Consider the following 20485-nt stretch of genomic DNA (forward strand, 5'->3'; position numbering starts at 1 on the left):
TCATTGCACTGAACCCTCATCCTGAGGTGCGCGCTCCTGGGCGCGCCTCGAAGGACGCAAGGCTCAAACGAAACGGGCCCCGGCATGACCGGGGCCCGCTCGTGTTCATGAAAAGGGGTTAGGCTTACGCCAGGCCCTTCAGCTCGCTCACCAGATCGGTCTTCTCCCACGAGAAGCCGCCCTCGTTGTCCGGCGTGCGGCCAAAGTGGCCGTAGGCGGCGGTGCGGGCGTAGATCGGGCGGTTCAGCTGCAGGTGCTCGCGGATCGAGCGCGGGGTCGCGCCGCCGATCAGTTGCGGCAGCAGCTTTTCCAGCACGGCCGGATCGACCTTGCCCGTGCGGTGCAGGTCGACGTGGAACGAGACCGGCTGGGCCACGCCGATCGCATAGGCGATCTGGATGGTGCAGCGATCGGCCAGGCCGGCGGCCACGACGTTCTTGGCCAGGTAGCGGCAGGCATAGGCGGCCGAGCGGTCGACCTTGGTCGGGTCCTTGCCCGAGAACGCGCCGCCCCCGTGCGGCGAGGCGCCGCCGTAGGTGTCGACGATGATCTTGCGGCCGGTGACGCCCGCGTCGCCGTCGGGGCCACCGATCTCGAAGCGGCCGGTCGGATTGACCAGCCACTGGGTCTTCTTGGTGACCAGACCGTCAGGGAACACTGGCAGGATGTGCGGCTTGATCAGGTCCAGCACGCGCTTGGAGGTCGCGGCCTTGCCGTCGATCTTCTTCTTGTGCTGGTGGCTCACGACGATCGAGACGACGCGGACCGGACGGCCGTTGCCGTCATATTCCAGCGTCACCTGGCTCTTGGCGTCGGGTTCGAGTTCCGAGAGTTCGCCCGAGTGACGCAGTTCCGCCAGCCGCTTGAGGATGTTGTGGCTGTACTGCAGCGTGGCCGGCATCAGCTCCGGGGTCTCGGTGCTGGCGTAGCCGAACATGATGCCCTGGTCGCCGGCGCCTTCGTCCTTCTTCTCGGTGGCGTCCACGCCCTGGGCGATGTGCGCCGACTGGCCGTGCAGGAAGTTGGCGAATTTCGCCTTCTCCCAGTGGAAGCCCTTCTGCTCGTAGCCGATGTCCTTGATCGCCGCGCGAACCTTGGGCTCCAGCGAGCCAAGGATGTCCTTGGTCAGCTGCTTGTTGGCCTTCTTGTCGCCATCCGGCTTGCCGGCCCGCACTTCACCGGCCAGCACGACGCGGTTGGTCGTCACCAGGGTTTCGCAGGCCACGCGGGCCTCGGGATCGACCGACAGGAAGGCGTCGACGACGGTATCGCTGATGCGGTCGGCGACCTTGTCGGGATGGCCCTCGGAAACGCTCTCGCTGGTGAAGATGTAGGACGAACGGTTCAAGAGACAGCTCCGGCCATGAAGACGCGCGCGGGCGCAGGCGCCCAGTTGGGCGTCCAGTTAGACCGGAAGCATATAAAGATATGTTTATGCGGGCAAGGCGCGAGCGGCGTTCGCCTGCTACGTGTCCGTCAGTCCTCGCCCAGGGCGGTGTCTTCCGCCATGGACCGAACCAGTTCGAGGATCCGGCGACGGACCTTCGGCTTGGTGATCTTCGGGAACAGGGTCGCCAGTTCCAGGCCTTCGGAGGTCATCAAGAAGTCATGCACGAAAGGCTCGCCAGTTTCGGAAAAGCCGTCGACCGTGTCGGCCAGGCCTTCGAAGAAATAGCCGACCGACGACTGCAGGCTCTTGGCGATTTCGTAGAGCTTGCTCGCGCTGACCCGGTTGGCGCCGCGCTCGTACTTCTGGATCTGCTGGAAGGTCAGGCCCAGGTCCTCGGCCAGGCGTTCCTGGCTGACGCCCAGGATCTTCCGGCGCATGCGGATGCGCGCTCCAACATGGAGATCGACCGGATTGGGGTGGCGTTCGGTGTCCGACAGCTCGCTCATACCCGCGCTTGATAGCTGAAATTATGGTTTCAATTCAGCCTAAGTCTTGCGTGCGCGCAATAGAGGAAAAGGATTTACCTGTCCGAAGGCGAGCTGACGCAACCGCAGATATCAATAGAAGCGCGATGAACGGCAGGTTTCCGAAGTCGTCGAAGGGTGTAACCTCACCCATTGCCGGTATAACCGCGTCGATGACTCCGCTTTTTCCTAAATCCAGACGCGTTCCAGGAACGATTTCACCGCGCGAGTCGATGACGGCGCTTACTCCCGTCGGCGTCGACCGCAGGATCGGCTTGGCGCTTTCGATGGCCCGATAACTGGCCAGGTTCAGGTGCTGCAACGGGCCCGAGGTCACGCCGAACCAGGCGTCGTTCGAGACATTGATCAGAACCCGGACGTTCCGATCGCGGCGGGCCAGGCCCGGAAACAGGCTCTCGTAGCAGATCAGCGGCTGGATCAGCAGATCGGGCGCCACCCGCAGCGGCGCGGGGCGGGGCCCGGTGGCGAAGCCGTCGCCCAGATGGGCCAAGCTCTTGAAGCCGATCTTGGTCAGCAGGGCGTCGGCCGGCAGGTACTCGCCGAACGGCACCAGGCGGTGCTTGTCATAGACCCCGACGACTTCCAGATCGGTCGCCGTGCGGCGCAGGGCGATCAGGCTGTTGTAGTAGACCGGCTTCGCGACCGGCCCCTCGTAGCGATAGCCGCCGATCAGCAAGGTCTGGCCCGGCTGGAGCGCGTCAACGATCGCCTGGCGCACCCAGGTCCCGGGCGCGAGATAGTCATCGATCGCGGCCGGCAGCGCGCCCTCGGGCCAGATCACCAGATCGGCGGGCTTACCGGCGTAGGGCTTGGCGGTCAGCGAGACGTAGGACTGGACGATCTGTGCGAAGCGCGCCGCGTCCCACTTGGCGTCCTGCTTGATGTCGGCCTGTACGATGCGGACCGAGATCGGCTCGCCCTTGGCCAGCGGGCGCGACTGGACCAGGGCGCCGTGGCCGTAGAGCGCGACAAGACCGGCCAGGGCCGCGCCCAGCGCGATCCGCCCGCCCTTCCCGTCCCGCCAGACGGCGGGGGCGGCGGCGATGGCCAGGGTGATCCAGGTCAGGCCGTAGGCGCCGACCAGCGCGGCCGCCAGTGACGGAAGCGAGCCCGCCCGCCAGGTCTCGCCCGGCAGGTTCCAGGGAAAGCCGGTCAGGACGTGGCCACGAAGCCACTCCAAGGCCGCGAAGGCGCCGGCGAAGGTCAGGACCCGCCAGGCGCTCGCCGGGCGAACAAGGCGGTAGAGCAGGCCGGCTAGGCCCCAGAACAGCGCCAGCCCCGCCGCCATCGCGGCGACGGCGAACGGCGCCATCCAGCCCTGGTTGGCGGCGTCGACCATGAAGGCCTCGCCGATCCACCAGGTGCCGAGCCCGAAATAGGCCAGACCGGCCAACCAGCCGCGCCAGAACGCCGAGCGCAGCGGCTTGGCCTCATGGGCTTGGTCGAGCAGGTGAAGCAAAAGCGCGTAGCCCAGCAGGCCAGGCAGCACACCGAACGGCGGATGGGCCAGGGCGGCGGCGAGACCGGCGACCAGCGCCAGGACCGGCCCACGCCAGTCCTTCTCGCGGAAACGATCCCAGGCGCTCACGAGGCCCTGGTTTCCTCGGCGGCTCCGGTCGTCGCGTTCGGCGATGGACCGCCACGCACACGGACCCGGCGCACACGACGCGGATCGGCCTCGACCACCTCGAACTCGTAGCCGTCGGGATGGGCGATCACCTCGCCCCGCTGCGGCACGCGGCCGGCCAGGGCCACGACGAGCCCCGCGACCGTGTCGATGTCCTCTTCCATGTCGGACGGCGCGAGCTCGCGGCCGAGGACGGCTTCCAACTCCTCCAGCGGCGCGCGGGCGTCGGCGTCGAAGATGCCGCCCGGACGCGCCACGATCGAGGCCGAGGCCGCGTCGTCGTGCTCGTCGTCGATCTCGCCGACCACCGCCTCGATCAGATCCTCCATCGAGACCAGGCCGTCGGTGCCGCCGAACTCGTCGATGACCAGGGCCATGTGAATCCGGCTGGTGCGCATGCGCAGCAGCAGGTCGGCGGCCTTCATCGAGGCGGGCACATACAGCGCGTCGCGGCGCAGCTTGTGCAGCACCAGATCCTCGGCGCCCGGCCGCTTTTCGTCGGAGAGCAGGCGGAAGACGTCCTTGATGTGGATGACACCCACAGGGTCATCCAGCGTCTCGCGATAGATCGGCATCCGCGAGTGCTCGGCCTCGGCGAACTGGGCGACCACCGCCTCGAACGAGGCGGAGAGTTCGATGGCCACGATATCCGCGCGGGGCGTCATCACGTCGGCGACCCGCAGGCTCTGGAACGCCTCGGCCTGGTCGACGATGTCGACCTCGCCGGCCTGGGGCGGAGGCTCGGGCGGACGCGGGGGCGCGCCGCCGCCGACCGTCAGCCGCTTGCGCATGCGTCGGAGGAACGCCCGCACGCCCCGGCTTCTTCGGACAGGAACGGCGGGCTTTTGACTAGGCTCGTCGCTGGGCATGGCCCTGTTCAGCGCCCCTCTTCGTCGCTGGCATAAGGGTCTGGAACATCCAGCCCCGCCAGAATCTCGCGTTCGAGCGCCTCCATGGCTTCCGCCTCGTCGTCGCTCTCGTGGTCGTATCCTAGGAGATGAAGCACGCCGTGCGCCACCAGATGTTGCAGGTGGTGCCCCAGCGACTTGCCCTGCTCCGCCGCCTCGCGGGCGCAGACGCCATAGGCCAGGGCGATGTCGCCGATCTGGCCCTCGGGATTGGGGGGCGAGGGGAAGGACAGGACGTTGGTCGCGTAGTCCTTCTGGCGAAAGTCGCGGTTCAGCGCCTGAACGCTGTCGTCGTCGGTCAGCAGGATCACGATCCCTTGACCTTCGATGTCCTCGTGGGCGTCCAGCACGGCCTGGGCGGCGCGCCAGACCAGGGCCTCGGTCTCGGCTTCCGCCGTCGTCCAGGCCTCGTCCTCGATCTCGATGTCGACGGTGATGGTCATCTAGCGCGGCGTGCTCTGCAGGGCGTCGGCGTCATAGGCCTTGACGATGCGCTCGACCAGCGGGTGACGCACCACGTCGGCCGACGTGAAGCGCGAAATGGCGACGCCCTCGACCCCTTCCAGGATCGAGACGGCATGGGCCAGGCCGGAGTCGCGCGGATTGAGCAGGTCGATCTGGGTCGGATCGCCCGTCACCACCATGCGCGCGCCCTCGCCCAGGCGGGTCAGGACCATCTTCATCTGCAGGCGCGAGCAGTTCTGGGCCTCGTCGACGATGACGAAGGCGTGGGCCAGGGTGCGGCCGCGCATGAAGGCGATCGGGGCGACCTCGATCTCCAGCTTCTCGCGGCGGCGACGCAGTTGGTCGGCGCCCATGATGTCGGTCAGGGCCTCCCAGACCGGGGCCATATAGGGGTCGACCTTCTCGTTCAGGTCCCCCGGCAGGAAGCCCAGCTTCTCGCCGGCCTCGACGGCGGGACGGGTGACGATCAAGCGGTCGACCTCGCCGCGCAGCAGCATGCCGGCGCCGTGGGCCACGGCCAGGAAGGTCTTGCCGGTGCCGGCCGGGCCCAGGCCGAAGTTCAGCGGATGGGTGACCATCGCTTCCATGTAGCGGGCCTGGCCCTTGGTCTTGGGCGAGACGCTGCCCTTGCGCACGGCGCGGGGCGAAGCCTGGCCGCCGGTCTCGTGGGCCGAGCCGATCGCGATCCGCACATCGGCCTCGACTACCTCCTCCGCGGCGTCGGCGCGCGCGGCCAGGGTCTGCAGCACCCGCTTGGCGCCCGTCCGGCCCCGCGCGTCGCCCGTGATGGTGACGCCGCCGCCCGGCGTCTCGATCAGCACCTTGAAGGCGTCCTCGATCAGGGCGGCGTGACGGCCGCTGGGACCGGAAACGGCATGGACCGCGTCGTCCGACAGCGGCAGGAACTCAGGGGTGCGACTCAAGCGGACTCCAGAACGGTCTGATTTTCCAGAATGCCGCCCAAGCTCATCTTGGCGGCGCTCTCGATACGAACCGGAACGATCGTCCCGATCAAATGTTCGCCGCCCTCGCAGTGGACGGCCTGCAGATATGGGCTGCGCCCCACGATCTGGCCAGGGTGGCGGCCGGCCTTCTCGAACAGCACCGGCAGGACCTTGCCGACCTGGCTGGCGTTGAAGGCGCGCTGCTGGTCGTCCAACAGCTGGTTCAGGCGGTCCAGGCGCTCGGCCTTCACGACTTCGTCGACCTGACCGGTCATGGCCGAGGCGGGGGTGCCGGGGCGGCGCGAATATTTGAACGAGAAGGCGGATGCGAAGCCGACCTCGCGGACCAGCTCCAGAGTCTTTTCGAAATCGCCGTCGCGCTCGCCGGGGAAGCCGACGATGAAGTCGCCGCTCATGGCGATGTCGGGCCGCGCCGCGCGGATCTTCTCGATCAGCTTCACATAGCTCTCGGCCGTGTGGTCGCGGTTCATGGCCTTGAGGATCTTGTCGCTGCCCGCTTGCACCGGCAGGTGCAGATAGGGCATCAGCTCCGGCAGCTCACCATGGGCCTCGATCAGATCCTCGCCCATGTCGCGCGGGTGGCTGGTCGTGTAGCGGATGCGGTCCAGGCCGTCGATCTTGGCCAGCTGGCGCACCAGCTTCGCCAGGGTCGAGCCGTCGCCGTCATAGGCGTTGACGTTCTGGCCCAGCAGGGTGACCTCGCGCACGCCCTGGTCGGCCAGGCGCTTGGCCTCCTCGACGATGTCGTTCACGGGCCGCGACCACTCGCCGCCGCGCGTATAGGGCACCACGCAGAAGGTGCAGAACTTGTCGCAACCCTCCTGCACGGTGAGGAACGCGGTGACCCCGGTCACATGGCGTTCGGCCGGCAGGGCGTCGAACTTTTCATCGGCCGCGAAATTGGTCGACAGACGCTCTCCGGTCGCCCGGTGGGCGCGGGCGATCAGTTCGGGCAGCTGGTGATAGGACTGCGGGCCGACCACGAGATCGACGGCCTTCTGCCTATGCATGATCTCCTTGCCCTCGGCCTGGGCGACGCAGCCGGCCACGGCGATGGTCATGCGACCGCCGCCTTCCGCCTTCCGGTCCTTCATCTGCTTGATGTAGCCGAGCTCGGAATAGACCTTCTCGGTGGCCTTCTCGCGGATGTGGCAGGTGTTCAGCACCACCAGGTCCGCGCCCTCCGGATCATCGACCACGCCATAGCCCAGCGGGCGCAGGACATCGGCCATGCGCTCGCTGTCATAGACGTTCATCTGACAGCCGTAGGTCTTGATATAGAGGCGCTTTTGCGGGGTCTCGCTCATGCGCGAGGTTATGGGGTCACGCGGCCCCTGGCGCAAGTTCGCCAGGGTCACACCCTCACCTCGATCAGTCCTCCAGCGGCACGCCGTAGAGCTCCAGCCGGTGATCCACCAGCTTGTAGCCCAGCTTGCGCGCGATGGCGTTCTGCAGGGCCTCGATCTCCTCGTCCACGAACTCGACGACCTTGCCGGTCTTCATGTCGATCAGGTGGTCGTGGTGATGGGTCGGAGTCTCTTCATAGCGCGAGCGGCCGTCGCGGAAGTCGTGGCGCTCGATGATGCCGCTCTCCTCGAACAGGCGAACGGTGCGGTAGACCGTGGCGATCGAGATGTGCGGATCGATGGCGTGGGCGCGACGGTGCAGCTCTTCCACGTCCGGATGGTCCTCGGCCGACGACAGCACGCGCGCGATCACGCGGCGCTGGTCCGTCATGCGCATGCCTTTTTCGATACAGGCCTTCTCGAGTCGATCCACGGCGGAGCCTCCGTCTTGAGTCGCGGGCAAGATAGGGGGTTGGCCCCTAAGTGTTAAGCGCTCGCCGCATGACAAGCGCGTCCTTGGCGCCATCTGGATGGGGATAATAGCCCTTGCGGACTCCGACCTTCACGAAACCGGTCGCTTGGTAGAGCGCGATGGCCGCCAGATTGTCGGCCGCGACCTCCAGGAACATCACCTCGGACTCGGTTTCGGCGGCGATTCCGGCGGCGATCTCGACCAGGGCCGCGCCCCAGCCGCGTCGCCGGGCCGCGGGATCGACGGCCACGGTCAGGATCTCGGCCTCGCCGGCGATCGAGCGGCAGAGGATGAAGCCCTTGGCCTGAGCCGGTTCGCCGGCCTCGCCCAGGATCGCGAAGGCGCCGGGCGATTTCAGCAGTTCGTCGAACTCCAGCGCCGTCCAGGGCCGGTCAAAGGCCTTGTCGTGGATATCGGCGAGATCGAATGAGGCCTCGGGGCCGACAGGACGCAGGTTCATGCGGCGGGCAACGTCGCATAGGGCGCGCGCAGGTACAGCGGCCGGGGCGAATGAGCTGGGGCGGGCTTGGCGGCGGCCAGACGCGCCACCGCGGCGGGATCAGGCGCGGCCGGGGTCAGCACGACGGCGCCAGGCAGGACGTCGGCCAGCAGCGGCGCGCCGGAACCAACCAGGGTGGCCGGTCCGCCGGAATAGAGCTCGGCCAGGCGCGCGGCGGCCTCGCCCAGGCCCAGAGCGTCCGGGGCCATCAACGAGACCCCGTCCGCGAACACCTGGATATAGACCTGGCTCATCCGCGCATCGATGACGGCGGCGACGAAGCCTTTGGTCCCGAAGGCCAGGGCTTCCAGCGTATTGACCCCGACGCACGGGATCGACAGGGCCGTGGCAAGACCCTTGGCGAAGGCCAGGCCGACGCGCAGGCCGGTGAACGAGCCCGGGCCGACGGTGACGCCGATGCGCGAAAGGTCGGTGAAGGCCACGCCGGCCTCGGCGACGACCTCGCGGGCCAGAATGCCGATCCGCTCCTGGTGGCCTCGGGTCATGGGCTCGCTGCGCGCGGCCAGCACGCGCTCGCCGTCCAGCACGGCGACCGAACTGGCGCCGAGGCAGGTGTCGATCGAGAGGATCATCGGATCAGGCCGAACCGACCACCGCGCCCTCGGCCGGACGCCAGATCAGTTCGTTCAGCTGGCCCTTGGCCTTCAGCGCCGTTTCGGACGGCACGGCCGGTTTGTTCCAGCCCGGCACGCCGATCATGTAGAGCACGGTCGGCGCCTCGGGACGCACGCAGATGGTCGCCCCGACCTCGCGGCCGGTCCCAAGGCGGCAGTGGTCGACCGTCAGGCCCAGGTCGTTCCACTTGGCCAGCAGCTGTTCGCCCTTGGGGCCCCGGATGTCGCCGGCGGCGGCGCGGACATAGGCGATCTCGCCGTCCTCCGTCTTGCCGATCATCAGCAGCGGAACGTTGTCCTGCTCGACATTGATGATCGGCTGGGCCGGACCCTCGCCGAAATGCAGGAAGGCGCTCTCGACCTTGGCCTTGGGGAACAGAGCCTTGATCGTGGCCAGGTCGAAGGCGGTCGCGGCGGTGATCGGTCCGACCCCATCCTTGGTGATCTGAAGCGGCCCGCCGAGATAGGGCGTTATGGCCAGCTGGACCGGGGCCTTATCCTTGGACGGCGCGCTGACCGGCGGCGCGGCGGCGCTCTCGTCCTTCTTGGCCGGCCCACAGGCGGCGAGCAGGAGCAGCGGCAGGGCGAGGAAGGCGTGGCGGAGGGTCATGCCCTACTTCTAGCCAATGTACGCTTTCCGTACAAAACCCTTGTCATCCCGGCCGCGGCGAAGCGGAGAGCCGGGACCCAGGGGCCGACGCGGTGTGGTTGCCCTGGGTCCCGGCTCGGCGCGCCGCGCGCTTGGCCGGGATGACGGTTTTCAAAGAATCTTCGCCGCCTCGTCGAAGTCCAGGCGCGGCAGGCGCGGGAACAGGTTGTCCTCCGTTCCGTAGCCGATCGAGACGATGAAGTTGCTCTTGATGTTCGTGCCCGCGAAGAATTCCGCGTCGACGGCGTCGTTGTTGAAGCCCGACATCGGCCCGGCGTCCAGGCCGAGCGCCCGGGCGGCCATGATGAAATAGCCGCCTTGTAGCGAGCTGTTGCGCAGGGCGCCCCACGCCTTGGCCGCGGGATCGGGGAACCAGTCGCGAGCGCCCGGGGCGTGCGGGAACAGCCGATCCAGGGTCTGGGGGAAGTCCAGGTCGTAGCCGATGATCACCGTGCAGGGCGCCTGGCGGATCTTCACCCCGTTCGAACCCGACGAAAGCTTGGCCAGGCGCTCCTTGGCCTCTGGCGACGTCAGGAAATAGAAGCGGGCCGGGGTCGAATTGGCGGCCGTGGGGCCGAACTTCACCAGCTCATACAGCTCGTGCAGCACGCTCTCGGGCAGGGGCGCGGGATCCCAGCCGTTGCGGGTCCGGGCCTCGGTGAACAGCTGGGCGAGCGTGGCGTTTTCGAGCTTGGCCATAGGCAGTCCTTATAACGGCTATTCGCAACTCTTATAGTTACAGTATAGCCGCGTGGCGGGGGCGAGCAACACCCTCCCGCGCTCTTATGCTGGGATGATCCGAAAAGTTCGCGTCAGAGCGTCTGCTCGACCCGGGTCACTTCCGGCACATAGTGCTTGAGCATGTTCTCGACGCCGGCCTTCAGGGTCGCCGAAGACGACGGGCAGCCCGAGCAAGCGCCGCGCATGTGCAGCCACACCACGCCGGTCTGCGGCTCGAACTTCGAGAACACGATGTCGCCGCCGTCCTGGGCCACGGCCGGGCGGATGCGCGTGTCCAGCAACTCCTTGATCTCGGCGACGATCTGGCTGGCTTCTTCGTCATAGACGCCGTCCTCGTCGTGGCCGCCACCTTCGGCGGCCTGGTCCAGCAGGATCGGCCGACCGCTGGTGAAGTGATCCATGATGGCCGCCAGGATCGGGGCCTTCAGGTGCGGCCACTGGGCGTCCTCGCCCTTGGTCACGGTCAGGAAATCAGGGCCGAAGAACACACGCGTGACATCGCCCAGGTCGAACAGCGCCTTGGCCAGCGGCGAGACATCGCCCTCCTCCGGCGTACGGAACTCGCGAGCCCCTTCGACCAGCACTTCGCGGCCGGGCAGGAACTTCAGAACCTCGGGGTTCGGGGTGGTTTCGGTCTGAATGAACATGGCCCTGAAATGGACCTCGCGACGTCTCGACGCAAGTGCGCGACCTGACGCACAAAAAAAGTGACACTGGCGTCATCTTCTGGCGATATGACCGCAGAACAATGATCCGCGGGAGGATCCCTATGAGCGACGGTTCGGTGGACCTGAAGGCTGACGCCCGGGCGAAGGCCTATTCCATCCCCCTCGAGGACTATCACGTCGCCGATCCGGCCCTGTTCCAGGCCGACGCCATGTGGCCCTATTTCGAGCGGCTGCGGAAAGAGGACCCCGTCCACTACTCGCAAGGCAATGAGGAGACCGGGCCCTACTGGTCGGTCACCCGCTACAACGACATCATGACCGTCGACACGACCCACCAGGTCTTCTCGTCGGACGCGCACCTGGGCGGCATCACCATCCGGAACTTCGACGAGGACTTCGTCCTGCCGATGTTCATCGCCATGGACCAGCCCAAGCACGACATCCAGCGCAAGACCGTCAGCCCGATCGTCTCGCCGGCCAATCTGGGCAAGCTGGAGGGCATTATCCGCGAGCGGGTCTGCCAGATCCTCGACACCCTGCCGATCGACGAGCCGTTCGACTGGGTCGACAAGGTCTCGATCGAGCTGACCACCCAGATGCTGGCCACCCTGTTCGACTTCCCGTGGGAGGAGCGCCGCAAGCTGACCCGCTGGTCGGACGTCGCCACCGCCTCGCCCGAAAGCGGCATCGTCGAGAGCGAGGACGCCCGCCGCGCTGAGCTGCTGGAGTGTCTGGGCTATTTCACCAATCTCTGGAACGAGCGGGTCAACCAGACCGAGCCGGGCAGCGACCTGATCTCGATGCTGGCCCACGGCGAGGCCACCCGCGACATGCCGCCCATGGAGTATCTGGGCAACATCATCCTGCTGATCGTCGGCGGCAACGATACGACCCGAAACTCGCTGACCGGCGGCCTCTACGCCCTGAGCCAGAACCCCCAGGAAGAGGCCAAGCTTCGCGCCGATCCCAGCCTGATCCCGAACATGGTCTCGGAGATCATCCGCTGGCAGACCCCGCTGGCTCACATGCGCCGCACGGCGCTGGAGGATTATGAGCTGGCCGGCAAGACCATCCGGAAGGGCGACAAGGTCGTCATGTGGTACGTCTCGGGCAACCGCGACGACACGGTGATCGAGAACGCCGACGCCTTCATCATCGATCGTCCGCAAGCCCGCCGGCACCTGTCGTTCGGCTTCGGCATCCACCGCTGCGTGGGCAATCGCCTGGCCGAGATGCAGCTGAAGATCGTCTGGGAAGAGGTGCTGAAGCGCTTCCCCCGGATCGAGGTGCTGGAAGAGCCCAAGCGGGTCTATTCGACCTTCGTGAAGGGCTACGAGCGGCTGATGGTGCGGATCCCGGCGCGGGCCTGACGATCTCTATTGGGCTTACTTGGGGAAAAGATTCCACAAAACGGCCAAATACGAGATTCTTGACGCGGATTCATTACTGGCGCACTGTCATTCGCGCTCTGAAATGAGCGCATAAAAAAGCAGGCTGCTTTCACAGCCTGCGAGTTTGCTCGCGAACGTTGCCGCTGCGAACCGTACCGATTTTGCGGATCAGTACGGCCCGGACGGGTGAATGAGTTTCACCCGTCCCAGCATACCTGAAGTGGTTCGCGCCCAGAGTCCAGCCACACCTAGCGAACTTCCACTGGAAGATCACAAGATGTTGTGCGATCTACCTCGATTACTCGGCACTTGGTGGACGCCTTAAGTATTGAGTCCGATCAGACTCAAGCGAGTTCCTCGATCTCGGCGTCAGTCAGATCCCCCGGCACCACGGTCACTGGTAGCTTGCGCCCCGAGAACCCAACGCCCTCCTTGGCGATAGCCGAGATCAGCGGGCCGGGGCCCCGCCCCGCCGTGGACGTCGCCAGGATCAGGATCTTGATGGTCGGATCGGCCGCGACGACCTGCTTGAGGGCCGTCCGCACGCTATCGGCATGCTTGATGATGAACTCGGGCGGCAGGCCGGTGGCGGCGACGACCTGGCCGGCCAGGCTCTGCAGCAGGGTCTCGGCCTCGGCGCGCTCCTGGCGCTCGATCTCCTCGCGCACCCCGCTCCAGTGCTCGAACTCGGCGGGCGAGATCACCTTCAGCATGGCCACGTGACCGCCGGTCGAGCGGGCCCGGCGGCAAGCGTATTTGAGAGCGGCCGCGAATTCCGGGCTATCGTCGGCGACGACCAGGAATTTGCGGCGACTTAGCTCGGCTGAGGACGAAGCAGCGTCAGTCATCGGCGGAGATGACGCCGCTTTCGCCTCAGTCTCAAGCCCCCCAGAAGCCGACCAGCTTCTTGACCTCGGCCAGGGTCGGGGCGGCGGCCTCAGAGGCCTTGGCCGCGCCCTTGGCCAGGATCTTGTCCAGCTCGGCCGGGTCGGCCAGCAGGCCGCGCATCTTCTCGCCGACCGGGGCCAGCTTCTCGACCGCCAGGTCCGCCAGGGCCGGCTTGAACGTCCCGAAGCCCTTGCCCGCGTACTCGGCCAGCACCTCGGCCTTGGTCCTGCCGGCCAGGGCCGCGAAGATGCCGACCAGGTTGTCGGCTTCGGCGCGGGCGCCCAGCTCTTCCAGGGTTTCCGGCAGCGGTTCCGGGTCGGTGCGAGCCTTGCGGACCTTGGCGGCGATGTCGTCGACCGTGTCGGTCAGGTTGATGCGCGAATAGTCCGAAGGGTCGGACTTGCTCATCTTGGCCGAACCGTCGCGCAGGCTCATGACCCGCGCCCCGGGGCCCTGGATCAGCGGCTCGGGCTGCGGGAAGAAGGCCGGAACCCCGCCCGGAATCCCGAAGTCGTGGTTGAACTTGCCGGCGATGTCGCGGGTCAGCTCCAGGTGCTGCTTCTGGTCCTCGCCGACCGGCACGTGGGTGGCCTTGTAGATCAGGATGTCGGCCGCCTGCAGCACCGGATAGGTGTAGAGGCCCACCGAGCTGCGCTCCTTGTGCTTGCCGCTCTTCTCCTTGAACTGGGTCATGCGGTCCAGCCAGCCGAGGCGGGCGACGCACTGGAAGATCCAGGCCAGCTCGGCGTGCTCGCGCACCGCCGATTGGGGGAAGATCGTCGCCTTGTCCGGGTCCAGGCCGGAGGCGATGTAGGCGGCCGCGATCTCGCGGGTCTGCTGGGCCAGCAGCGCCGGATCCTGCCAGACGGTGATGGCGTGCAGGTCGGCCACGAAGATGAAGGTGTCGATCTCGTGCTGCAGGCGGGTGAACTTCACCAGCGCGCCGAGATAGTTGCCCAGGTGCAGAGCGCCGGACGGCTGGACGCCCGAGAGCACGCGGGACGGGCCCGCATAGGCGACGGGACCCGGGGCGGCGGGAGATTGGTCGGTCATGGCTTCAGCCTTGGCTGTAGAATTCGAAGGATTTGGCTAGCGCGCGGATGCGCGGTCCGCGTCCAGCGGACGCAAGGATCAAAGTCAGAAACAGCCGCGCCATCGCGGCGCGTGGAGACCGATCGGAGCCATGCCCCGCTGGTTAGCGTCCCCGTCGGCATGGATCAAGCCTTGCCCCGGCGCAGGGCGGCCTTCAGCTCCGAGGGCTTCACCCCGCCGAACAGGAACAGCAGGGGCGGATAAACCGCGACGCCGGCCAGGCAGGTCAGGGCCAGGGCGAACTCCTTGGCGCCGAGCGCGTGGCCGGTCAGGCCGAGCTCGCGCAGCGGGGCTTCGATCAGCGCCCGCCAGTGCGAGGCGGCCACCAGCAGCAGGCCCATGCCGAGGCTGGCCAGCAGGATCCGCGCCAGGCGCGACCAGGTCTGGAGGGTGGGGCCGTAGTGACCCTTGCGCCAGAGGCCGAACGCCATCTGGCCGACGTTCACCCACGAGGCCACGGCGGTGGCGGCGGCGATGCCCTGCACGCCGAACAGATTGAACAACACCACACCCAGTCCGATGTTCACGGCCACCGAGATCAGGGCGAAGCGCATCGGGCTCTTGGTGTCGCCGCGCGCGAAGAAGGCCCGCGAATAGAGCTGCTGCAGGACGAAGGCCGGGGTGCCCAGGCCGTAGAAGAACAGCGCCGACGCCGTCTGGCTGGCGTCGAAGGCGGTGAACTGGCCGCGCGTATAGAGGGCGTCCGACAGGAAGCCCGGCATGGCCACCAGGGCCGCGGCGGCGGGAAGGGTGAAGGCCATGGCCAGGGTCATGGCCTGGTCCATGGCGGTCTGGGCGTCGCCGTCTTCGCCAGACTGCACGGCGCGCGACAGGCGCGGCAGCAGGGCCACGCCGATGGCCACGCCCACCAGGCCCAGCGGCAGCTGGTAGAGGCGGTCGGCCGTGGCCAGCCAGGTCCGGCCGCCCGGCACGTGGCTGGCCAGGTTGCTGGAGATGAAGATGTTGACCTGAGTGGCGCTGGCCGCCAGGGCGCCGGGAATGGCCTTGCCGATCAGCTCGCGCACTTCCGGCGTCAGGCGCGGCAGGCGCCAGTGGACCTTGGCCCCCGACTTGTTGACGCCCCAGACCAGCAGTCCCGCCTGGGCCACGCCAGCCACGATCACCCCGACCGAGCCCCATTGGGCGGCCCCCACCGCCGTGGTCTGGGGCAGGATGAAGATCAGGGTGGCGATGTTCAGCAGGATCGGCGCGCCGGCCGACAGGACGAAGTGGTCGCGGGCGTTCAGCACCCCCGAGAGGTGCGCGACGATGGCCATGCACGGCAGGTACGGCATGGTGATCTGGGTCAGCAGCACCGCCAGCTTGTACTTCTCGGTGCCCCAGCCGAAGCCGGGGCTGATCAGCATCATCAGCCACGGCATGGCCAGCTGGCAGATGACGGTGATGATGATGGTCGAGGCCGCCAGGGTGGCCATGGCGTCGCCGGCCAGGATGTCGGCCTTGTCCTCGCCGTCGCGCTGCAGCGACTTGGCGTAGGCGGGCACGAAGGCCGCCGCGAACGCGCCTTCGGCGAAGAACCGGCGAAACAGGTTCGGAAAGGCCAGGGCGGTGTTGTAGGCGTCGGCCGCCGGCGTGGCGCTGGCCCCCATCCGGTATGAGACCGCCAGATCCCGCGCGAACCCCATGAACCGGCTGACCAGGGTCAGGCCGGAATAGATCACCGAAGACCTGAACAGCCCGCCCTTCTTGGGGGCTGCGGACTCTTCGGCGGGAACAGGGGGCACGGGGTCGGTCACGTTCGGCTTCTGGGCGTTTGGCGAAGGGGCGTCAAGCGGGGTCGGTTCTCTCCCTTCCCCCTTGATGGGGACGCCTCCCGCCCCGGCTTGACCTCGTCCGCCGCCTCGTCGTTGATGCCCCCTCGGTGCGAGGGCGTTCGATGAACAAGACAAGCGGCGGCAACTTTGTCCTGGGTGTGTGCGGCGGCATCATCTTCGGCGCGCTCATCCACAACATGGCGATCGGCCTCTTGCTCGGGTTCGCCGTCGGCTTCGGCCTGGTGAAGTTCAACTGGGGCAAGCCGCGTGCTCAGAGCCCAACAACGCCCGCGCCGCGCGTCCCCGTCTCGATCGCCTGGGCCGACTGGAAGCTCGCGAGCCTCCCCGTCGACGAAAAATACGCCACTGTCTCGAAATTTCCCGACGACAACCCCCAGAGCGATCGTTGGAGCATCGCCCTCTATTTCGACGGCGGCCGGACTGGCCCTGCCTGGCGCGGCGAGGCGGAGTTCCTGGTCCCCGAAGCGCCAACCGGGAAGCTCAAGCCTGGCGCGGTGTTCGAGATGCTGGAAGGCGAGCGGATCTCAGCCGTGGTGACGGTCGAGGCGCCCTCAGCCCTTTGACGTGAGGTCCGGCCGCGACGCCAGGAACGCCGCCTTTTCCTCGGGGGTCAGCACCTTGGCGGTCTTGCGGCGCGCCACCTTGGGCGTGGGCCGCGCATAGGCGCCCGTGGCCGCCGCGGGCTTCAGATCGGACAGGCGCTTGATCGGCGGCTTCATGTCTTTCCCTCGCGTTGAGGCCTGCGAGGACTATGTGGTGATCCGGCGGGATCGCCAAGACGGCCCCTATTCCTCGCGCAGCTCCAGCGCCGTGAACGGCGCCTGGCCGCGCTCGATGCGGATCAGGTCCAGCACCCCGACGATCTGACGCGACCGCCATTGGCTCACCATGTAGCCCAGAGGGGCCAGGGTGGCCGTCATCACCAGATAGATCGTCAGCTGGGGATGGGCGCGGACGAAGCTGATGATGTTGTCGCCGATCAACTCGGCCAGCAGCGCCGCGACCGATAGCGGCACGGTCAGATAGGCGATGATCACCGCCCGCAGCAGCTGGTCCTGCCGGCGAGCGTTCAGGTTGACCAGGGCCGACAGCGCGTCGAACGTGGCGTCATCGACGCCGTCCAGAAGCGCGAAGGCCCGGACGGTCGAGCGGTTCTTGCGAAAGCCGCTGACGAAGTCGACGCCGAGATAGCCCCACGCGCCGGGGGTGTAGAAGCTCTCGGGCAACAGGCTCCAGGCCGGGAACAGCCGCTTGAGCTTGTCCCACAGGATCCAGACCTCGCCACGCTGGTCCGCCAACTCAGCCTTCGCCATCCGCTACGCCCCGCGCACTCAACCTGTGCGGACAGGTCTAGGGGGCGCCGGGGGTGCTGTCGACCCCTGGCCAGTGTCCGAACTCCGTTGACCACCGGAGTTTATTTATAAATTTCAAAGCCATAAATTCTTGTCGTCCCGGAAGCCTCGCAGAGGCTATCCGGGACCCAGGGGGTGCGTGAACACTGTGCGCGCCGCCCCTGGGTCCCGCTCTACGCGCTGCGCGCTCCGGCCGGGATGACAAGGAGATGAGCTGAGCTCAGCGCGCCACGCTGGCCCGCGCCCGCTTCAGGCCGGGCCGCGCGGCCGGGGCCGTGGCCTCGTTCTGCTCGAGGGCGGTCAGCAGGTCGGCCTTCAGGGCGTTGACCTTCCGCGTCTCGGTCACCTTCCCGCCTTCGGCCGTCTGGACGTAGAAGGCGTCGACCGCCCGCTCGCCATAGCCATCGATGTGGGCCGACTGGATCGAGAGACCGCTGTCGGCCAGGGTCTTGGCCAGGGCGTGCAGCAGGCCGGGCCGGTCGCGACCCGAGGCCTCGACCACCGTGGCGTCGTTGGAGGCGTCGTTGTCGACGGTGACGCTGGGGGCGATGGCGAAGGCGGCGGCGCGCGATTGCTCCGACCCCCGGCGCGGCTCGACGCCCAGCGGCTCGCCCTTGCCCGCCGCCTCGAGGGCGTCGGCCAGGCGGCGCAGGGCGCGCGGATTCTCGCAGCCGAACGGCGCGCCGGTCACGTCCTGCACATAGAAGACGTCCAGGGCCTGGCCCTGGCGGGAGGTGAAGACCCGCGCTCCGACGACGTTGCCGCCGAGGGATGAGATGGCCAAGGCGAGATCGGCGAACAGGCCGCGCCGATCCTTGGCCGCGACCACGATCTCGGCGGCGTTCTGGCCGGACCGCACCTGACCCTCGGCGGCCGCGCCCCCCTGGATCGCCGCGCGCCTTGCCAAGGCGGCGTGCTCGAACAGATCCTCCTGCGAGAAGGCGCTGAAATAGGCGTTCTCCATCGCCGACACCCAGCCCTTGGCGGCCGGGTCGGTCTCCAGCAGGGCGGCGCGGGCGCTTTCGGCGAGGTTCTCCTGGTGGCGCAGGACGTTGGCGGCGGCGTCGCTGCCGCGCCCGCCCCGGAACACCGCCTCGGTGGCGTTGTAGAGCTCGCGCAGCAGCTGGCCCTTCCAGCCATTCCAGACGCCCGGCCCCACGGCGCGGATGTCGGCGACGGTGATGATCAGCAGCAGGCGCAGGCGCTCGGGGTTCTCGACGATGCGGGCGAAGGCGGCCACGGTGCCGGGATCGGAGACGTCGCGCTTCTGGGCGAAGTCGCTCATCACCAGGTGGTGCTCGACCAGCCAGGCGACCAGCTCGACCTTGGCGCGGTCGACGCCCAGGCGCTCGCAGGCGCTGCGGGCGGCGCGGGCCCCGGCCTTTTCCTGACCGCCGACCCCGCCCTTGCCGGTGTCATGCAGCAGCATGGCCAGGAACAGGGCTTCGCGGTCCTCGACCAGCGGCATGATCGACACGGCCAGCGGATGGTCCTCGACCATCCGGCCGGCGGCGATGTCGCCGATCACGCCCACGGCCCGCAGGGTATGCTCGTCCACCGTGTACGAGTGGTACATGTTGAACTGCATCTGGGCCACGACCCGGCCGAACTCCGGGATGAACCGGCCCAGGACCCCGGCGTCGTTCATCAGGGTCAGGGTGCGATAGCTGCGCTTGCCACGCGCCAGCAGGTCAATGAACGCTCGGCAGGCGTCGGCGTCGCGGCGGACCTTCGAGGTGATCAGCGCCAGGCTGCGCGTCACCGCCGTGAAGGCGTCCGGATGGAGGTCCAGGTCGCGCTCGTCGGCGATCTTGAACAGGCGGATCAGGTTGACCGGATCGGCGTCGAAGACCGCCTGGCCCTCGATGTTCAGGCGCCCGCCGTCCTCGTAGAAGCCCTCGACGTCCAGCGCCTTGCGCTTGGACCGGCCGCCCGACAGGAACCGCGAAATGCCCTTGGGCTCGTTCTTGAAATGCTCGGCCTCAAGCTTGGCCGAGAAGGCGCGGGTCAGGGTCCCGACCTCCTTGGCGATCAGGAAGTAGCGCCGCATGAACCGCTCGACCGCCGGCGCGTCGCCCCGGTCGCCATAGCCCATGCGGCGGGCGATCTCGGGCTGCAGGTCGAAGGTCAGGCGCTCTTCCGGCCGGCCGGTCGTGAAGTGCAGGTGGGCCCGCACCGCGTGCAGGAAGTCGAAGGCTCGGATGAAGGCCTTGGTCTCGCGACTCGAAAACACCTCCATCTTGAAGACGTCCTCGGGGCGGTCGACCGGATGCAGATATTCGGCGATCCACATCAAGGTATGGAGGTCGCGCAGACCGCCCTTCCCTTCCTTGACGTTGGGCTCGACCATGTAGCGGCTGGCCCCGGCCCGGGCCTGGCGGTCGTCGCGCTCCTTCAGCTTGGCGGCGACGAACTGGGCGCCGGTGCCCTTCATGACGTCGTCACGGAAGCGGCGCTTGAGATCATCGGCCAGGCGCTCGTCGCCGGTCAGGCGGCGGGCCTCCAGGATCGAGGTGCGGATCGTGAAGTCTTCCTTCGAGAGGCGCACGCACTCCTCGATGGTCCGCGAGGCGTGGCCGACCTTGAAGCCCAGATCCCACAGCGCATAGAGCATGTACTCGATCACGCTCTCGGCGTGCGGCGTCTGCTTGTAGGGCCGCAGGAACAGCAGATCGATGTCCGAGAACGGCGCCAGGGTCGCGCGGCCGTAGCCGCCGACGGCCAGCAGGCACAGGCGCTCGCCCTCGGTCGGGTTGCGGGCCCGGAACACGTGGACCGTCGTGAAGTCGTAGAGGGCGGTGATCACCTCGTCGGTGACGCCGCTGAGCAGGCGAGCGGTCTCGACGCCGCTGGCGCCATTCTCCACCCGCTCCTTGGCGATCATCCGGCCGCGAAACAGCGCCTGCTTGAGGATCTCGATGGCCCGCAGCCGCTGCTCGGCCTCGTTGCCGATGGAATCGAGCGCGGCGGCCGAGAGACGAGCCCTGAGGGCGTGCCCGTCGACGACATGTTCCAGGCGGGTAGGACGAAGGCGACGAGGCATGACGCTATATAGG

The 20485-nt window shown here is 67.6% G+C and carries 22 protein-coding genes; 2 read left to right on the forward strand and 20 right to left on the reverse strand.

The window, feature by feature from the left end; genetic code table 11:
• Positions 1-124 precede the first annotated feature (124 nt).
• The 13 genes from metK to AC1RRV_RS06510 all read right to left on the reverse strand — a co-directional run bounded on the left by metK (position 125) and on the right by AC1RRV_RS06510 (position 10889).
• Positions 125-1348: a methionine adenosyltransferase gene (gene metK, locus AC1RRV_RS06450; RefSeq protein WP_492858767.1), complete on the reverse strand. Its 1224-nt coding sequence runs from the start codon at positions 1346-1348 to the stop codon at positions 125-127.
• Positions 1349-1476: 128 nt separating this feature from the next.
• The gene (locus AC1RRV_RS06455) at positions 1477-1896 is read right to left on the reverse strand and encodes a helix-turn-helix domain-containing protein (RefSeq protein WP_492858768.1); all 420 of its coding nucleotides are present in this window, start codon (positions 1894-1896) and stop codon (positions 1477-1479) included.
• A 34-nt stretch (positions 1897-1930) separates the two neighbouring features.
• Positions 1931-3523: an apolipoprotein N-acyltransferase gene (gene lnt / locus AC1RRV_RS06460; protein WP_492858769.1), complete on the reverse strand. Its 1593-nt coding sequence runs from the start codon at positions 3521-3523 to the stop codon at positions 1931-1933.
• Complete coding sequence (locus AC1RRV_RS06465; RefSeq protein WP_492858770.1) at positions 3520-4431, reverse strand: hemolysin family protein; 912 nt, start codon at positions 4429-4431, stop codon at positions 3520-3522. Before AC1RRV_RS06465 ends, lnt begins: the two co-directional genes overlap by 4 nt.
• A gap of 8 nt (positions 4432-4439) precedes the next feature.
• A complete protein-coding gene (gene ybeY, locus AC1RRV_RS06470) occupies positions 4440-4895 on the reverse strand; it encodes an rRNA maturation RNase YbeY (RefSeq protein WP_492859224.1) in 456 nt (151 codons plus the stop codon).
• Between the two features lie 18 nt (positions 4896-4913).
• Positions 4914-5858 carry a PhoH family protein gene (locus tag AC1RRV_RS06475; protein ID WP_492858771.1) on the reverse strand — a complete coding sequence of 315 codons (945 nt, stop codon included), beginning with the start codon at positions 5856-5858 and terminating at the stop codon, positions 4914-4916.
• Positions 5855-7207 (reverse strand): tRNA (N6-isopentenyl adenosine(37)-C2)-methylthiotransferase MiaB, encoded by a 1353-nt coding sequence (gene miaB, locus AC1RRV_RS06480; protein WP_492859225.1) that lies wholly within the window; start codon positions 7205-7207, stop codon positions 5855-5857. The genes AC1RRV_RS06475 and miaB overlap by 4 nt, the downstream gene beginning before the upstream one ends.
• A gap of 64 nt (positions 7208-7271) precedes the next feature.
• Complete coding sequence (locus tag AC1RRV_RS06485; RefSeq protein ID WP_354068050.1) at positions 7272-7679, reverse strand: Fur family transcriptional regulator; 408 nt, start codon at positions 7677-7679, stop codon at positions 7272-7274.
• A gap of 46 nt (positions 7680-7725) precedes the next feature.
• Positions 7726-8178: a ribosomal protein S18-alanine N-acetyltransferase gene (gene rimI, locus AC1RRV_RS06490; RefSeq protein WP_492858772.1), complete on the reverse strand. Its 453-nt coding sequence runs from the start codon at positions 8176-8178 to the stop codon at positions 7726-7728.
• Complete coding sequence (gene tsaB / locus AC1RRV_RS06495) at positions 8175-8810, reverse strand: tRNA (adenosine(37)-N6)-threonylcarbamoyltransferase complex dimerization subunit type 1 TsaB (protein WP_492858773.1); 636 nt, start codon at positions 8808-8810, stop codon at positions 8175-8177. The genes rimI and tsaB overlap by 4 nt, the downstream gene beginning before the upstream one ends.
• 4 nt (positions 8811-8814) lie before the next feature.
• Positions 8815-9462 carry a DUF1131 family protein gene (locus AC1RRV_RS06500; RefSeq protein ID WP_492858774.1) on the reverse strand — a complete coding sequence of 216 codons (648 nt, stop codon included), beginning with the start codon at positions 9460-9462 and terminating at the stop codon, positions 8815-8817.
• Between the two features lie 150 nt (positions 9463-9612).
• Complete coding sequence (locus AC1RRV_RS06505) at positions 9613-10200, reverse strand: malonic semialdehyde reductase (protein WP_492858775.1); 588 nt, start codon at positions 10198-10200, stop codon at positions 9613-9615.
• A gap of 113 nt (positions 10201-10313) precedes the next feature.
• Entirely contained in the window at positions 10314-10889 is a 576-nt protein-coding gene (locus tag AC1RRV_RS06510; protein ID WP_492858776.1) for a NifU family protein, read from the reverse strand.
• Positions 10890-11011: 122 nt separating this feature from the next.
• Here AC1RRV_RS06510 and AC1RRV_RS06515 point away from each other — a divergent pair, with 122 nt between their 5' ends.
• Complete coding sequence (locus AC1RRV_RS06515; protein WP_492858777.1) at positions 11012-12280, forward strand: cytochrome P450; 1269 nt, start codon at positions 11012-11014, stop codon at positions 12278-12280.
• A gap of 365 nt (positions 12281-12645) precedes the next feature.
• Here AC1RRV_RS06515 and AC1RRV_RS06520 read toward each other — a convergent pair whose 3' ends face one another.
• The 4 genes from AC1RRV_RS06520 to murJ form a co-directional block, all read right to left on the reverse strand.
• Complete coding sequence (locus AC1RRV_RS06520) at positions 12646-13149, reverse strand: universal stress protein (RefSeq protein WP_492858778.1); 504 nt, start codon at positions 13147-13149, stop codon at positions 12646-12648.
• A gap of 31 nt (positions 13150-13180) precedes the next feature.
• A complete protein-coding gene (gene trpS, locus AC1RRV_RS06525; protein WP_492858779.1) occupies positions 13181-14242 on the reverse strand; it encodes a tryptophan--tRNA ligase in 1062 nt (353 codons plus the stop codon).
• 84 nt (positions 14243-14326) lie between these two features.
• Positions 14327-14374: a hypothetical protein gene (locus AC1RRV_RS06530; protein ID WP_492859226.1), complete on the reverse strand. Its 48-nt coding sequence runs from the start codon at positions 14372-14374 to the stop codon at positions 14327-14329.
• Positions 14375-14406: 32 nt separating this feature from the next.
• Positions 14407-16038, reverse strand: a complete 1632-nt coding sequence (murJ, locus tag AC1RRV_RS06535; RefSeq protein WP_492858780.1) for a murein biosynthesis integral membrane protein MurJ — start codon at positions 16036-16038, stop codon at positions 14407-14409.
• A gap of 140 nt (positions 16039-16178) precedes the next feature.
• Here murJ and AC1RRV_RS06540 point away from each other — a divergent pair, with 140 nt between their 5' ends.
• Positions 16179-16640 (forward strand): hypothetical protein, encoded by a 462-nt coding sequence (locus tag AC1RRV_RS06540; RefSeq protein ID WP_492858781.1) that lies wholly within the window; start codon positions 16179-16181, stop codon positions 16638-16640.
• Here AC1RRV_RS06540 and AC1RRV_RS06545 read toward each other — a convergent pair.
• The 3 genes from AC1RRV_RS06545 to AC1RRV_RS06555 all read right to left on the reverse strand — a co-directional run bounded on the left by AC1RRV_RS06545 (position 16629) and on the right by AC1RRV_RS06555 (position 20472).
• Positions 16629-16796, reverse strand: a complete 168-nt coding sequence (locus tag AC1RRV_RS06545; protein WP_492858782.1) for a hypothetical protein — start codon at positions 16794-16796, stop codon at positions 16629-16631. The genes AC1RRV_RS06540 and AC1RRV_RS06545 overlap by 12 nt on opposite strands.
• Before the next feature lie 66 nt (positions 16797-16862).
• Positions 16863-17390: a hypothetical protein gene (locus AC1RRV_RS06550; protein WP_492858783.1), complete on the reverse strand. Its 528-nt coding sequence runs from the start codon at positions 17388-17390 to the stop codon at positions 16863-16865.
• Positions 17391-17649: 259 nt separating this feature from the next.
• On the reverse strand, positions 17650-20472 hold the full coding sequence (locus tag AC1RRV_RS06555; RefSeq protein ID WP_492858784.1) for a [protein-PII] uridylyltransferase: 2823 nt from the start codon (positions 20470-20472) through the stop codon (positions 17650-17652).
• Positions 20473-20485 lie beyond the last annotated feature (13 nt).

Source organism: Caulobacter sp. GW821-FHT11E10 (genome assembly GCF_058808375.1).

What these genes read in the sequence shown, in the direction of transcription:
- AC1RRV_RS06455 (WP_492858768.1), bottom strand. Translation starts at nt 1,896, where the DNA reads ATGAGCGAGCTGTCGGACACCGAACGCCACCCCAATCCGGTCGATCTC.
- AC1RRV_RS06465 (WP_492858770.1), bottom strand. Translation starts at nt 4,431, where the DNA reads ATGCCCAGCGACGAGCCTAGTCAAAAGCCCGCCGTTCCTGTCCGAAGA.
- miaB (WP_492859225.1), bottom strand. Translation starts at nt 7,207, where the DNA reads ATGAGCGAGACCCCGCAAAAGCGCCTCTATATCAAGACCTACGGCTGT.
- rimI (WP_492858772.1), bottom strand. Translation starts at nt 8,178, where the DNA reads ATGAACCTGCGTCCTGTCGGCCCCGAGGCCTCATTCGATCTCGCCGAT.
- tsaB (WP_492858773.1), bottom strand. Translation starts at nt 8,810, where the DNA reads ATGATCCTCTCGATCGACACCTGCCTCGGCGCCAGTTCGGTCGCCGTG.
- AC1RRV_RS06500 (WP_492858774.1), bottom strand. Translation starts at nt 9,462, where the DNA reads ATGACCCTCCGCCACGCCTTCCTCGCCCTGCCGCTGCTCCTGCTCGCC.
- AC1RRV_RS06505 (WP_492858775.1), bottom strand. Translation starts at nt 10,200, where the DNA reads ATGGCCAAGCTCGAAAACGCCACGCTCGCCCAGCTGTTCACCGAGGCC.
- AC1RRV_RS06510 (WP_492858776.1), bottom strand. Translation starts at nt 10,889, where the DNA reads ATGTTCATTCAGACCGAAACCACCCCGAACCCCGAGGTTCTGAAGTTC.
- AC1RRV_RS06515 (WP_492858777.1), top strand. Translation starts at nt 11,012, where the DNA reads ATGAGCGACGGTTCGGTGGACCTGAAGGCTGACGCCCGGGCGAAGGCC.
- AC1RRV_RS06520 (WP_492858778.1), bottom strand. Translation starts at nt 13,149, where the DNA reads ATGACTGACGCTGCTTCGTCCTCAGCCGAGCTAAGTCGCCGCAAATTC.
- trpS (WP_492858779.1), bottom strand. Translation starts at nt 14,242, where the DNA reads ATGACCGACCAATCTCCCGCCGCCCCGGGTCCCGTCGCCTATGCGGGC.
- AC1RRV_RS06540 (WP_492858781.1), top strand. Translation starts at nt 16,179, where the DNA reads ATGAACAAGACAAGCGGCGGCAACTTTGTCCTGGGTGTGTGCGGCGGC.
- AC1RRV_RS06545 (WP_492858782.1), bottom strand. Translation starts at nt 16,796, where the DNA reads ATGAAGCCGCCGATCAAGCGCCTGTCCGATCTGAAGCCCGCGGCGGCC.
- AC1RRV_RS06550 (WP_492858783.1), bottom strand. Translation starts at nt 17,390, where the DNA reads ATGGCGAAGGCTGAGTTGGCGGACCAGCGTGGCGAGGTCTGGATCCTG.
- AC1RRV_RS06555 (WP_492858784.1), bottom strand. Translation starts at nt 20,472, where the DNA reads ATGCCTCGTCGCCTTCGTCCTACCCGCCTGGAACATGTCGTCGACGGG.